Origin of the sequence: Acinetobacter sp. AM, from assembly GCF_003105055.1 — a bacterium.
GTDB classification, from domain to species: domain Bacteria; phylum Pseudomonadota; class Gammaproteobacteria; order Pseudomonadales; family Moraxellaceae; genus Acinetobacter; species Acinetobacter tibetensis.
The window spans coordinates 65,281-78,552 of the sequence record NZ_QETG01000004.1; the positions used below are offsets into that span (position 1 = coordinate 65,281).

The window sequence follows — 13,272 nt, forward strand, 5'->3', positions numbered from 1 at the left end:
TTCGAGCGGGATTTTTTATTTTAAGACCAAATTATTTAATATAGCCTTTTTGAATGAGGGGCTTAAACAAGTAGAAATGAAGCGTCAGTACCCATTCCATCAGTTTTTCTTTATAGCGATTCCAGAGCGTTAAACCAAACAAATTCAGCGCAAAAGCCAGAACAAAGGCACCGAGCATATCTAAAGGAAAATGAACACCTACATAAATGCGTGACCATGCGACCAACCAAGCCAGCATAATTAAGAAAATGCCAAGTTTACGGTAAGTTGAAAAGAAATAAGAAAAAGCAATACTGCTAAAAATGAGCATATGATCGCTAGGAAAAGAGCCATTGGGTGAGTGATAAATCAAAGTTCGTCCGACATCCATCACAAAAGGGCGTGGATGATAGTAGATGTGTGAAATACACTGACTGATGAAAATGACAATACTGGTAAAAATAAAAGCTTTAAGAATTTGTTTTTTTATTTGGTAGTCACCGCGTAACCAAAACCAAGCAAAAAGCGCAACCATGCAATAGAGCAAGTCATTGGCAATGAAAATGGCAAAATTAATGCTGGCATTACTGGCTTCAGGAGATACATTAATCCATGAAAAAAGAGATAAATTAAGTTCGGAAAGAGTCATGAAAGTGGATGGTGTTTATAAAGTACAAAAGAGGGTCATAATTTTGTCATATTGTTAAAATAAAAAAGACCACAGAATTGTAGTCTTTTTTAAATGTTGCAGGATACTTGAGTCAGGCGTGATTAACTTTAGAAATCAAATGACGTGTGTAGGTAGAAAGTACGTGATTGCCCTACATATTTACTGCTAGTCGAATCAGTAGAACGTGTGAAATATTGTTGATCAAACACATTTTAAAGTTAAATCTAAAATTATTTAAACTGAACTGTACCGTTCGCATTCACAGTAATTTTAGATTCACCTGCTGCAACTTCAGGCATTGGTGCTGCTTCTGCATCGGCAAATTTTGCCATACTGCTACGCATCATGATCGGTTGAGGGTAGTTGTTACTGGTGTTTAAGTTTAAATTGACTAAATTGTAGCCTGATTTATTCCATGACTGACTCAATAACTGTGCGCGTTGTTGGAAGTTTTTAGAAGCTTCAATCATGAGTTCATTTTCAACTTTTTTACGCTGAGCATCTGAAACGGTAAAGTTGATCGATTGCGTTTGAAAGTTTTGCTGTAATTCATTCACTAACTGACTCGCAGCTTTAAAGTCAGTACTTTCAATTTGAATTTCAGCACGGCCACGCCATTCTTTTAATTTGCGACTATCATTGTCATAAATTGGATAGGTGGTTTGAGACCCAGTTTCAACTTTTACATTTGGGTACTTACGCGAAGTCGCAATCGCCTGATTCATGAGTTGAGTGATTTGAGTTGCCAGTTCAGCAGGTTGTTTATTGCTCTTTTCAATATAAAGTACAGCATGCATTTCATCATTAGAAACTTGACGTGATGCTTCGGCTTGTACGTTCACTAAATTGTAATTCAAAGCTTCTGTTTGCTGTGCAAAAGCAGTGCTGCTGAATAAGCCGCCTAAGAGGAGGGAAGAAAGTACAAAATGGCGCATAAGAAGTAACCTTTATTTGAATTTTTCAAACTTATTTGATTAGATCAATGGTAAGGGCAGTTCATGGGGAACTTTTGCAGGAATTGTGGTGAGTTTGTAAATTTTTGCATTAAAATCAAGCTAGAAATACTTAAATTAAATATTCTTAAATCAATGGCTTAATTTTCTAAAGAGCAATAAATAAAATGATATAATAATGAAATTTATAAAAAGTAAAAAAACTCATATTTTCTTTCACTTGTCACAATGTAAGATGATAATGAAAGGACTGGTTAGGTCTACAGTTTATTTGAAAAAATTAGGGCGGATATTTGCTAAAAGTTGTTTATTTTCTTGAAAAATTCGGTATCATGCCGCTCCTAGTTATTTATTTAAATATTGTCTAACTAGATTCTATAAAGCACCGAGTCAAAGGACCGCAAGTCACCAGACTTATTTCTTTCAACCCATATCAGAGATGGTAATTCGATATGAGCGTTTCTTCTGTAAACCCTGCCACTAATTCTACTAACGAATACTATTTGACTCGCCAAAGTCAGATGGAATCCAATGTTCGTAGCTATCCACGTAAATTACCGTTAGCGATAGCAAAAGCATTAGGTTGCTGGGTTACCGATGTTGAAGGTACAGAGTACCTTGATTGTTTAGCTGGGGCAGGAACATTGGCATTAGGCCATAATCATCCTGCGGTCGTTCAAAGTATTCAAGATACACTGACAAGCGGCATTCCATTACATACTTTAGATTTAACTACACCGTTGAAAGATGCTTTCACGGAAGCCCTGCTTTCGTATCTTCCAGGCGGTAAAGAAGAGTACTGTTTACAGTTCTGTGGTCCATCTGGTGCAGATGCGACGGAAGCAGCAATTAAACTAGCGAAGACTTATACAGGTCGTAGCTCAGTAATCAGCTTCTCTGGCGGTTATCATGGTATGACACATGGTTCTTTGGCAATGACAGGTAACTTGTCTGCTAAAAATGCTGTGAATGGTTTAATGCCAGGCGTACAGTTTATGCCATATCCGCATGAATACCGTTGCCCACTGGGTTTAGGTGGTGAAGCGGGTGTTGATGCGTTAACGTATTTCTTCGAAAACTTCATTGAAGATGTTGAAAGCGGTGTCACTAAGCCAGCAGCAGTTATTCTTGAAGCGATTCAAGGTGAAGGCGGTGTTGTGACAGCGCCAACCAAATGGTTGAAAAAAATCCGTGAAGTGACTGAAAAGCACAATATCGTATTAATTCTTGACGAAGTTCAAGCAGGCTTTGCTCGTTCAGGTAAAATGTTTGCCTATGAACATGCAGGTATTGAACCAGATGTAGTTGTAATGTCAAAAGCTGTTGGTGGTGGCTTACCACTTGCAGTGCTAGGTATTAAACGCAAGTTTGATGCATGGCAACCAGCGGGTCACACGGGTACTTTCCGTGGTAACCAGTTGGCAATGGGTACTGGCTTAGTCGTATTAAAAACGATTACTGAGCAGAACTTAGCGCAAAATGCACAAGAGCGTGGTGATTTCTTACAAGCTGAATTGAAAAAATTAGCACAAGAATTCCCATGTATTGGTAACGTTCGTGGCCGTGGTTTAATGATCGGTGTTGAAATCGTTGATGAGCGTAAACCAGCTGACCATATGGGTTCTTTACCAGCAGACGGTCAATTGGCAGCAGCAATTCAAGCGGCATGCTTTGATAACAAACTTTTGTTAGAAAAAGGTGGTCGTAACGGTACAGTGATTCGTTTACTTTGCCCATTAATCATTACGCAAGAAGAATGTGTAGAAGTGATTGCTCGCTTTAAGAAAGCAATTGCTGAAGCGCTTGTTGCTGTGCGAGGCGCTCAATAATGGTTGATTTTGCAGAACACCGTAAAGCGTTACTCTGCAATGATGCCCAATCCATTGCTGACTATGAGTCAGCAATGGAGCAAGCTACCAAAGCGGTAGCGGCATGGTTGCAAAATGACAAAATGTACACAGGCGGTAGCATTAAGGAATTACGTAATGCAATTGCTTTTAATCCAACCCCAGAAGGTTTGGGTGTACAAAAGTCATTAGATCGTATGGTTGAGCTTTTCTTAAATAAAAGCTTAAAAGTACATCACCCTCATTCTCTCGCACATTTGCATTGCCCAACCATGGTTGCAAGCCAAATTGCAGAAGTTTTGATTAATGCAACCAACCAATCTATGGACTCATGGGATCAAAGCCCAGCGGGTTCTTTGATGGAAGTTCAATTAATTGATTGGCTTCGTCAAAAAGTCGGTTATGGTGCAGGTCAAGCAGGTGTGTTCACTTCTGGTGGTACACAGTCTAACTTGATGGGTGTACTACTTGCGCGTGATGCTTGCATCTCGAAAAACTGGAAAGACGAAAACGGTAATCCTTGGTCTGTACAGCGCGATGGTATTCCAGCAGAAGCCATGAAAAACGTTAAAGTCATTTGTTCTGAAAATGCACATTTCTCTGTGCAAAAGAACATGGCAATGATGGGTATGGGCTTCCAGTCTGTTGTGACGGTTCCTGTAAACGAAAGTGCTCAAATGGATGTTGATGCCCTAGAAAAAACGATGGCGCATTTACAGTCAGAAGGCAAAATCGTGGCGTGTGTGGTTGCAACTGCGGGCACAACCGATGCAGGTGCAATTGATCCATTGAAGAAAATTCGTGAAATCACCAACAAATTTGGCGCGTGGATGCATATCGATGCGGCATGGGGTGGTGCACTGATTTTATCGAACGATTACCGTTCGATGTTAGATGGGATTGAGTTGTCTGACTCGATTACGCTTGATTTCCATAAGCACTATTTCCAAACTATTTCTTGTGGTGCATTCTTGCTTAAAGATGAAGCGAACTATCGTTTCATGCATTATGAAGCTGAATACTTAAACTCAGCCTATGATGAAGAGCATGGTGTTCCAAACCTAGTATCGAAATCTTTACAAACAACTCGTCGTTTTGATGCGTTGAAATTGTGGATGACAGTAGAAGCTTTAGGTGAAGAGCTTTATGGTTCAATGATCGATCACGGTGTTAAATTGACTCGTGATGTTGCAGATTATATTAAAGCAACAGAAGGTCTTGAGCTTTTAGTTGAACCACAATTTGCTTCTGTATTGTTCCGTGTAGTACCAGCAAACTATCCTGTAGAGTTGTTGGATACATTGAACCAAAACGTTGCTGACGAACTGTTTGCACGTGGTGAAGCGAATATTGGTGTAACTAAAGTGGGTCAGGTGCAATCATTGAAAATGACGACGCTGAGCCCTGTTGCTACACTAGAAAACGTACAGAACTTGCTGTCTCTTGTTCTTGCAGAAGCGGATCGTATTAAAGATCCTATTCAAGCAGGTACTTATACGCCAGCGATTGACTAATTGTCATGTTGTTCAAAGAAAGCCTGGAATTTTCCAGGCTTTTTTATTTTTTATATGTGATAGAGAGAAAAATAGTTAAGCTGAATGTACATGATGGTGGTTATAACTTTTCGATTTCAGCAAAAAGTGATTCTGTTCCTTGATTTTTTTCAAAACAATGTAAGATTTAATGTGCCCAATAAAAGAATAGGTTAATAAGCGTTCTGTTACAAAATGGGAAAGTTGCTCTAAGTTTTCAGCAACTACTTTCAGAATAAAATCTGCATCGCCACTGATCGAAAAGGCATCCTGAATATTGTCTTCCGCTTCGATGAGCTCTTGAAAGGCCTGTTGGGAAGATGCTTCATGTGTTCTTAAGTTAATATGAATCATGGCGGTCACCTCCATGCCTAAAGCTTGCTGCTGTATGCGAGCGGTATAGCCTAAAATAATGCCTTTTTGCTCCAGTAGCTGTCGTCTTCTTGAACATTGTGATGCAGATAAACCAATTAAATCGCCAATTTCTTGATTGGTGAGCCGTCCATTTTTTTGTAGTGCTTGAATGATTTGCCAGTCGAACTTATCCATGCATAAAATCCCTTTGTGATACACAAATCTTGTATTTTTATTAAAATTCGGTTTCATTATGCACGAAATTTACGGGCTAGATGAAATATTATTTTTCTATGGAATAAAAAATTGGTCTCAAAGGATATCGAGCAATGTTCATAGAAATTGGTGAATTTTTAAATCTTCGTTTAAAACAAATGGGTATACAGCATCTTTTTGGTGTACCAGGTGATTTCAATCTTTCCTATCTGGAACAAGTTGAAGCAGATGCTCAGCTAGAATTTATTGGCAATTGTAATGAGTTAAATGCGGCTTATGCAGCAGATGGTTATGCTCGGATTAACGGTTTTGCAGCATTGGCAACCACGTATGGTGTAGGTGATTTAAGCGCAATTAATGGCATTGCTGGGGCATATGCGGAAAATGTTCCGATGGTGCATATTTCGGGTATTCCCCCCTTACATGTAGTCCAAAAAGGAATTCTGGTTCACCATACGTTGGTCGATGGTAACTATGACAATATTATGAATTGCATGAAAGAATTTACTGTGGCGCAAACACGTTTAACACCAGCCAATGCAGCTTTTGAAATTGATCGTGTATTGCGTCAGTGTTTTCTGGAGCGTCGTCCAGTACATATTCAGCTTGCGTCGGATATTACCCATGTAAAAATCGAAGTAGATGAGCGTCCACTCAATTTAAGTTATCCATCGGTTGAACCAGATTTACTGAGTAGTGTCGTTGATCAGTTGTGTGGCATTTTGGCAAAAGCAAAAAGCCCAGCATTGTTGATTGACAATGAGGCTGCTGTTTTTGGGGTGACCTCTCTATTACATGATTTATCTAACAAGTGCTCGATTCCATTTGCTGGTATGAATACAGCAAAAAACATTATGGATGAAGGCTCCCCGCGTTATATCGGAACTTATGTGGGCGGGGCGAGTCAGCCACATGTAAAAAATGTGATTGAACAGTCGGACTGTTTAATTGGTATTGGGGTTCGCTTTACTGATGTAGGCTCAGCAGTGTTTACGCATCAAATAGCCACTCAAAATTACATTGAAATTAAACCTTATGGTTTGAATATTTTTGGACAGGATGTGCCTGGGATAGAAATAGGTCAACTGTTGGTTGAATTAAATAAGAAAGTAGCACCACGTAAAGCACCGCAACCTGTTGTGACTCAGCAGCCTGCACAGAGAAAACATGAAGTTGCTGAACAGCAAAAACTGAGTCAAGAACTACTTTGGAACGCCATCTCAGGTTTCTTTAAGGATGATGATGTGATTATCGGAGAAGTTGGAACTTCAAACTCTGCACTATCGAGTTTAAAGCTACCTGCCACAGCAAAATATATTTCTCAGCCACTTTGGGGTTCTATTGGTTATACTTTGCCTGCTTTACTGGGGAGTCTGTTGGCTGCCCCAGAACGCCGACAAATTTTGTTTATTGGTGATGGTTCATTCCAATTAACTGTACAGGAACTTTCCACGATTATTCGTCATGGTTTAAAACCTATTATTTTCTTACTCAATAATGGCGGTTATACCATCGAGCGCTTAATCATGGGGGAAAATGCTGCATATAACGATATTCAAAACTGGAACTATGCAGAAATTCCAGCAGTGTTCAATGGAACACAAGCTTATCAAGCTTGTGTGGTAGAAACAGTGGGGCAATTGCAGTCAGTCTTAGACAATATCCATCTTCAAGATAGCCTGACTTTTGTGGAATTAAAGTTACCTGCTATGGATGCACCCTTGAGTCTGAAAAAATTCGCCAATGTAATTGCACGATTTGATTATGGTGATCGTGGTTATGAAATTTTAACCCAGCGTTCCAATGCAGTGGAATGTAAGAAAGCAAGCTCGTTTTAAGCTAAAGACCGGAGCGTCTTTTTAAAAAATGGAATTAAATTAAAGCATATTCAGTCCGAAGGTCAATTATAGGTCTTCGGTCTAGTGCTGAATAATGGTGTACAGGATGTGACACTTATAATGGAGAAAATGTATGGATGAACACAATCAGCATGCTTTGAAACAAGGCTTGTCGAATCGACATATTCAATTGATTGCCTTAGGTGGCGCAATTGGTACAGGGTTATTTTTAGGACTTTCACAAACCATTAAGTTGGCAGGACCTTCTATTTTACTCGGCTATGCAATTGCAGGAATCATTGCCTTTTTAATTATGCGTCAGCTAGGGGAAATGGTGGTTGAAGAGCCCGTCAGTGGTTCATTTAGTCATTTTGCCAATAAATATTGGGGTAAGATGGCAGGCTTTATGTCAGGATGGAATTATTGGGTCCTGTATGTGCTGGTCAGCATGGCAGAATTAAGTGCAATAGGAACGTTTATTCAGTTCTGGTGGCCTGAAATTCCAACGTGGCTTACCGCTTTGTTTTTCTTCATTTTAATGAATGGCATTAACTTGGTGAATGTTCGCTTCTTTGGCGAATCAGAATTTATATTTTCTTTTATTAAGATTGTTGCGATTTTGAGCATGATTGGCTTTGGGGCTTATTTACTGTTCTCGGGTTCAGCAGGGCCACAGGCTGGTATTGCCAATTTATGGCAGCATGGTGGATTTTTCCCACATGGTATACATGGTTTTGTTATGGCATTGGCGGTCATTATGTTCGCCTTTGGTGGTTTGGAATTGATTGGAATTGCAGCAGCAGAAACCAAACAGCCAGAAACCACTATTCCTAAAGCAGTCAATCAAATTGTCTATCGTATTTTGATTTTCTATATTGGTGCAATTGGTATTTTATTGTGTCTTTATCCATGGAATATGGTGGCAGAAGGCGGTAGCCCATTTGTATTAATTTTCCAGTCGCTGAACAGTAATGGTGTTGCGAACGTTTTGAACTTTGTGGTGTTAATCGCTGCAATTTCTGTCTATAACAGTTGTATTTACTGCAATACTCGCATGTTGCATGGTTTGGCGGAGCAGGGTAATGCACCTGCATTGTTGAAAAAAATTAACAGCCGCGGTATTCCTGTCCCTGCTACAATTGTATCGGCATCAATCACGGCACTCTGTGTCTTGGTGAATTATTTAATTCCAGGTCAAGCTTTTCAGTTCTTTATGATGTTGGTGGTGGCTGCGTTGGTAATTAACTGGCTCATGATTTCTGTTACGCATTTAAAATTCAGTAAAGTCATGAAGTTGCAGGGGCGTCAAACCAAGTTCCAAAGCATTCTTAGCCCATGGAGTAATTATTTAACCATTGGTTTTGTTTGTTTCATTTTATTGATTATGGCATTTACACCTGACATGAGGTTGGCTGTTATTTTAGGCCCAATTTGGATGGTTGCTTTGGCAATTCTGTACGTCGTTAAATATAGAAGCAAAGTGGCAGTATTGCCTGAAGTGCAATCAAGTCCATAACTCAAATTTTAAAAATTGTGTGGGTTAGTTAATGAAAATGAGCTAGCCCATTATTTTTATCATGATTTTTAATTATTGAATTTCATGCTTCAAGTCGGGCTTGTATTGTATACCGTTAGAAATTTTGAGCAGTTCAGGCACATCAAAATGCATTTTTTCAAATTTTGAGCTCGTGCATTGAGGTTGTATTGTGCATGCAGCAGCATGCTTAAATGACATTAAGATGAATTGTTACATTTTATTGATCAAAATAAAATCATAAAAATAAGAATATAACTTGTGTTACATATTGAATATCAAAGAATTTTAAATAAATCATTCATCAAGCTGTAATTATCATAAAAGCGTCATATTGCTGTAACTTATTTGTCATATTTTAAAATCAAAATGCACATATCGAAAAAGTACAAAACTGAATAAAAAAGTGGCGTACTCCAAATTGTATATAAATTAAGAGAGATGAGCATGCGCTTAAACCACATCGCACTTGCATTGGCAGTAACAGGCTCAGTTGTAGCAACAACTGCAAATGCAGCACGTGACACAATTCAAATCGCTGGTTCTTCAACAGTATTGCCTTATGCAAGTATTGTGGCTGAAGAGTTTGGTAATACTTTCCCACAATTCAAAACTCCAGTTGTGGGTTCTGGTGGTACTTCAGGCGGTTTAAAACAGTTCTGTGCAGGTGTAGGTGACAATACGATTGATGTAGCAAATGCATCACGTAAAATTAAAGATACAGAATTAGCTGCTTGTAAAAAAGCAGGCGTAAATAAAATTCAAGAAATTAAAATTGGTTATGACGGTATTGTTTTTGCGTCAAACTCAAACAAAGCAGCGTTCAAGTTAAAGCCTTACCATGTATTTGCTGCTTTAGCTGAAAAATTACCATCAAATGGCAAGTTAGTTCCAAACCCATATACACGCTGGAACCAAATTGACAAAACACTTCCAAATGAACCAATCACGCTAGTGATTCCAGCTTCTAACCACGGTACGCGTGAAGTGTTCCAAGAGAAAATGGTTGAAGCAGGTTGTGAATCTTACGATTACTTCAAAAAGTTAGACAAAGATGCTCAGAAAAAAGCATGTTCATCTTTCCGTAAAGACGGCAAAGTCATTGAAATTGCGGGTGATTACACTGAAACTTTGGCTCGCTTGAAAACTTCTCCAAGTGCAGTGGGTGTGTTTGGTTTAGGTTTCTATGATCAAAACCGTGACAAGTTACGCGTAGCGACAGTGAATAATGTTGCGCCATCTGAGAAGACAATTTTGAATGGTTCTTACCCTGTTTCACGTCCATTATTCTTCTACGTGAAAGGTGAACATCTTCAATCAATCAAAGGCTTGCAACAATACACAGAATACTTCTTAAGCAAGAAAGTATCGGGTAAAGGTTCTAAGTTAGAAAAAGCAGGCTTGATCTCTATGTCAGACAAAGAGCGTGCAAAAATCCTTGCTGATTTTAAAGCAGGCAAAGCGGTTAAGTAATTCGGTGAAATAGGCAAATGGTGGGATCTCCCACCATTGGCTTTTTGTACTTAGTGAGTTTTTTCAAAGAATGAAAATTGAAAAAACGGTGGAGAATACATGAATCTGCTACTTATAGGCGTGTTACTGGCATTGATTGCGATCGCTTACCAAATTGGTCTCGCAAAAAGTCGTAACTTAGCAGGTAAGGGAAATAACTCAGCAATGTTGCATTCACGCCCAGGATATTATGGGGCCTTGGTTGCGTTGTGGTGTGGTATCCCTGCTTTTTTAATTTTGATTGTTTGGAATATCGTTGAGCCAAATATTTTGCGTCACATTGTTATGAACAATGTGCCTGCAAATGTGTTAAGTGGTTTAGATGCTGCGGGTGTTGAAGTATTGCTAGATCGTGTACAAGCAATAGCATCAGGCTTTGGGGTGAGTGACCAAGCAGCGCCTTACGAAATCGCAGCAGCACAGCAATTGGCAAAAGTAGAAAGCATTGGCTCTTTTGCGAAATTGGCTGTGGTGATTTGTACGGCTTTAGTGGGTTTAGTTTGGGCGAAAAAACATGTACAAGGGCAGTACCGCGCACGTAACCAAGTTGAAAAAATCATCAATATTGGTTTGGCTTTGTGTTCCGGTGTAGCGATTCTGACCACGGTTGGTATTGTCATGTCCATGTTTACGGAAGCGATGCATTTTTTCCGTTTTGTCAGTCCAATGGACTTCTTCTTTGGCACTGAATGGAACCCGGGTTTTAGTACTTCTGGTAATGCAGAAGGCAGTTATGGTTTGCTTCCATTGATTTGGGGCACACTCATGGTCAGTGGTATTGCACTACTGGTTGCTGTGCCTTTAGGTCTCATGATTGCGATTTACTTGGCAGAATATGCTTCTTCAGGTTTTCGTTCTTGGGCAAAACCAGCCATTGAAGTCCTCGCAGGTATTCCAACCATTGTTTATGGTGTATTTGCGATGATGGTCATTGGTCCATTTTTTAGAATGCTCGGTGAGCAAGTCGGTATCAACATCAATGCGACCAGTGCACTGACTGCGGGTTTCGTGATGGGCATCATGATTATTCCATTCGTATCTTCACTTTCAGATGACATTATCACTCAGGTGCCTCGTGCATTACGTGATGGTTCTTTAGGTTTAGGTGCAACCAAGTCTGAAACGATCCGAAAAGTGGTTTTGCCAGCAGCTTTACCTGGCATTACAGGGGCTTTCTTACTGGCTGTTTCGCGTGCGGTAGGGGAAACCATGATTGTTGTTCTGGCAGCAGGAAATAGTCCATTACTTCATGCAAATCCACTCGAAGCGGTTTCTACGGTGACAGTGACGATTGTAAAGCAATTGACAGGGGATACAGATTTTGCGAGTCCTCAAGCATTGGTTGCCTTTGCATTGGGTCTGACTTTATTTGTCATTACTTTGGGTCTGAACATTATTGCACTCTACATCGTGCGTAAATATCGCGAGCAATACGAATGAGCACATCGAATTCTTCTCCTCTGGATCAATCATTTGATTCACAATCGGCTGCTGAATTGCGCGAAAAACGTAAAAGAATGATTGAAAGTTCTTTGTCTAAACGTCACCGCAAGGAAAAACTCTTCCGTAGATTTGGCTTGGCAGCAGTAATCTCTGGCTTATTTTTCGTGGTTTTACTGTTTGGTAGTATTTTAGCTAAAGGCTTACCGGCTTTCTGGCAAACAAGTATTTCAGTACCCGTCTATTTTGACCCAACGATCGTGAACGTAGGTGCTAAACCAGTACAACGTGCAGGTGAGTCTCCGGCTCAGTTCCAAGAGCGTTATGTCGCTTGGCAAACCGAAATGGGTATGGTCGATTGGGATGCTTTACTGGTGAATGGTCTGATTAAAAAGGATCCGACACTTGCAGCACAGCGTGATGAGCTGCCGAGTATTTATACCGATTCAGAATCGTATCGTTTGCGTGATATGGTCTTGGCCAATCCATCTTTGATTGGTAAAACCGAAGATATTAAGCTGTTAACCGACGCCAATGTTGATGTGTGGTTGGCGGGCAATATTGACCGTAGTCTTTCGGATGACCAGCAACAATTGAGTCCAGAAGTACGTCAGTTGGCTGATTCTATGGAAGCCAAAGGAATTATTGAAAATACCTTTAACACCAATATTTTCACTAATCCAGATTCACGTAGTGCGCCAGCAACTTCAGGTTTAGCGGGTGCATTTATGGGATCGCTATTCATGATGTTGATCGTGATTTTTATCTCAATTCCAATTGGGGTGGCATCAGCAATCTATCTTGAAGAATTTGCGCCAAAAAATATCATTACCGATATTATTGAAGTGAATATTAATAACCTTGCAGCCGTTCCTTCGATTGTATTTGGTTTGTTGGGTGCAGCAATTTTTATTGGTTGGATGCAGTTACCGCTGTCTGCACCGCTGGTGGGTGGTTTGGTGTTAAGTTTAATGACTTTACCAACGGTAATTATTACCACACGTGCATCTTTAAAAGCAGTTCCACCATCCATTCGCCAAGCCGCATTAGGTTTGGGTGCATCGCGTATTCAAACCGTATTCCATCATGTTCTTCCTTTAGCACTCCCAGGGATCATGACAGGTTCAATCATCGGTGTTGCACATGCATTGGGTGAAACTGCACCATTATTATTAATTGGGATGAGTGCTTTTGTTGCCAGTATCCCAAGTACACCATTAGATCAAGCCACAGCATTACCTGTACAAGTCTATTTATGGCAGGGTAATGAGCTACGTAACTTCTTTGAAGGACGTACTGCGGCAGCCATTATCGTACTCCTTGCATTAATGATTGGATTAAACAGTCTTGCAATTTGGTTACGTAAGAAATTTGAAGTCCGCTGGTAATTGAGGGCA

At 39.9% G+C, this 13,272-nt stretch carries 10 protein-coding genes; 7 read left to right on the forward strand and 3 right to left on the reverse strand.

What is annotated here, in order from left to right; translation table 11 throughout:
- Positions 1 to 31: 31 nt before the first annotated feature.
- Together DCO44_RS03470 and DCO44_RS03475 are read right to left on the reverse strand one after the other, a co-directional pair.
- The gene (locus DCO44_RS03470) at positions 32 to 628 is read right to left on the reverse strand and encodes a phosphatase PAP2 family protein (protein ID WP_116759219.1); all 597 of its coding nucleotides are present in this window, start codon (positions 626 to 628) and stop codon (positions 32 to 34) included.
- Between the two features lie 251 nt (positions 629 to 879).
- On the reverse strand, positions 880 to 1,584 hold the full coding sequence (locus DCO44_RS03475) for an SIMPL domain-containing protein (protein WP_116759220.1): 705 nt from the start codon (positions 1,582 to 1,584) through the stop codon (positions 880 to 882).
- Positions 1,585 to 2,054: 470 nt separating this feature from the next.
- Between DCO44_RS03475 and DCO44_RS03480 the strand changes: the two genes are divergently transcribed.
- Together DCO44_RS03480 and DCO44_RS03485 are read left to right on the forward strand one after the other, a co-directional pair.
- Positions 2,055 to 3,431, forward strand: a complete 1,377-nt coding sequence (locus tag DCO44_RS03480) for a diaminobutyrate--2-oxoglutarate transaminase (RefSeq protein WP_104441753.1) — start codon at positions 2,055 to 2,057, stop codon at positions 3,429 to 3,431.
- Positions 3,431 to 4,963, forward strand: coding sequence for a pyridoxal phosphate-dependent decarboxylase family protein (locus tag DCO44_RS03485; RefSeq protein ID WP_116759221.1), 1,533 nt, complete (start codon positions 3,431 to 3,433; stop codon positions 4,961 to 4,963). The genes DCO44_RS03480 and DCO44_RS03485 overlap by 1 nt, the downstream gene beginning before the upstream one ends.
- 75 nt (positions 4,964 to 5,038) lie before the next feature.
- Here DCO44_RS03485 and DCO44_RS03490 read toward each other — a convergent pair whose 3' ends face one another.
- Positions 5,039 to 5,530, reverse strand: a complete 492-nt coding sequence (locus DCO44_RS03490) for an Lrp/AsnC family transcriptional regulator (RefSeq protein WP_116759222.1) — start codon at positions 5,528 to 5,530, stop codon at positions 5,039 to 5,041.
- A 134-nt stretch (positions 5,531 to 5,664) separates the two neighbouring features.
- Here DCO44_RS03490 and DCO44_RS03495 point away from each other — a divergent pair, with 134 nt between their 5' ends.
- From DCO44_RS03495 to pstA, 5 genes are all read left to right on the forward strand, one after another.
- Positions 5,665 to 7,389, forward strand: a complete 1,725-nt coding sequence (locus DCO44_RS03495) for an alpha-keto acid decarboxylase family protein (protein WP_116759223.1) — start codon at positions 5,665 to 5,667, stop codon at positions 7,387 to 7,389.
- A 133-nt stretch (positions 7,390 to 7,522) separates the two neighbouring features.
- A complete protein-coding gene (locus DCO44_RS03500) occupies positions 7,523 to 8,905 on the forward strand; it encodes an amino acid permease (RefSeq protein ID WP_116759224.1) in 1,383 nt (460 codons plus the stop codon).
- Positions 8,906 to 9,370: 465 nt separating this feature from the next.
- Positions 9,371 to 10,396: a substrate-binding domain-containing protein gene (locus DCO44_RS03505; RefSeq protein WP_116759225.1), complete on the forward strand. Its 1,026-nt coding sequence runs from the start codon at positions 9,371 to 9,373 to the stop codon at positions 10,394 to 10,396.
- A 99-nt stretch (positions 10,397 to 10,495) separates the two neighbouring features.
- Positions 10,496 to 11,875 (forward strand): phosphate ABC transporter permease subunit PstC, encoded by a 1,380-nt coding sequence (pstC, locus tag DCO44_RS03510; protein WP_116759226.1) that lies wholly within the window; start codon positions 10,496 to 10,498, stop codon positions 11,873 to 11,875.
- Entirely contained in the window at positions 11,872 to 13,263 is a 1,392-nt protein-coding gene (pstA, locus tag DCO44_RS03515; RefSeq protein ID WP_116759227.1) for a phosphate ABC transporter permease PstA, read from the forward strand. The genes pstC and pstA overlap by 4 nt, the downstream gene beginning before the upstream one ends.
- Positions 13,264 to 13,272 lie beyond the last annotated feature (9 nt).

Excerpts from the sequence above, each read along its gene's own strand:
- DCO44_RS03470 (WP_116759219.1), bottom strand. The coding sequence starts at position 628 with ATGACTCTTTCCGAACTTAATTTATCTCTTTTTTCATGGATTAATGTA.
- DCO44_RS03475 (WP_116759220.1), bottom strand. The coding sequence starts at position 1,584 with ATGCGCCATTTTGTACTTTCTTCCCTCCTCTTAGGCGGCTTATTCAGC.
- DCO44_RS03480 (WP_104441753.1), top strand. The coding sequence starts at position 2,055 with ATGAGCGTTTCTTCTGTAAACCCTGCCACTAATTCTACTAACGAATAC.
- DCO44_RS03485 (WP_116759221.1), top strand. The coding sequence starts at position 3,431 with ATGGTTGATTTTGCAGAACACCGTAAAGCGTTACTCTGCAATGATGCC.
- DCO44_RS03490 (WP_116759222.1), bottom strand. The coding sequence starts at position 5,530 with ATGGATAAGTTCGACTGGCAAATCATTCAAGCACTACAAAAAAATGGA.
- DCO44_RS03495 (WP_116759223.1), top strand. The coding sequence starts at position 5,665 with ATGTTCATAGAAATTGGTGAATTTTTAAATCTTCGTTTAAAACAAATG.
- DCO44_RS03500 (WP_116759224.1), top strand. The coding sequence starts at position 7,523 with ATGGATGAACACAATCAGCATGCTTTGAAACAAGGCTTGTCGAATCGA.
- DCO44_RS03505 (WP_116759225.1), top strand. The coding sequence starts at position 9,371 with ATGCGCTTAAACCACATCGCACTTGCATTGGCAGTAACAGGCTCAGTT.
- pstC (WP_116759226.1), top strand. The coding sequence starts at position 10,496 with ATGAATCTGCTACTTATAGGCGTGTTACTGGCATTGATTGCGATCGCT.
- pstA (WP_116759227.1), top strand. The coding sequence starts at position 11,872 with ATGAGCACATCGAATTCTTCTCCTCTGGATCAATCATTTGATTCACAA.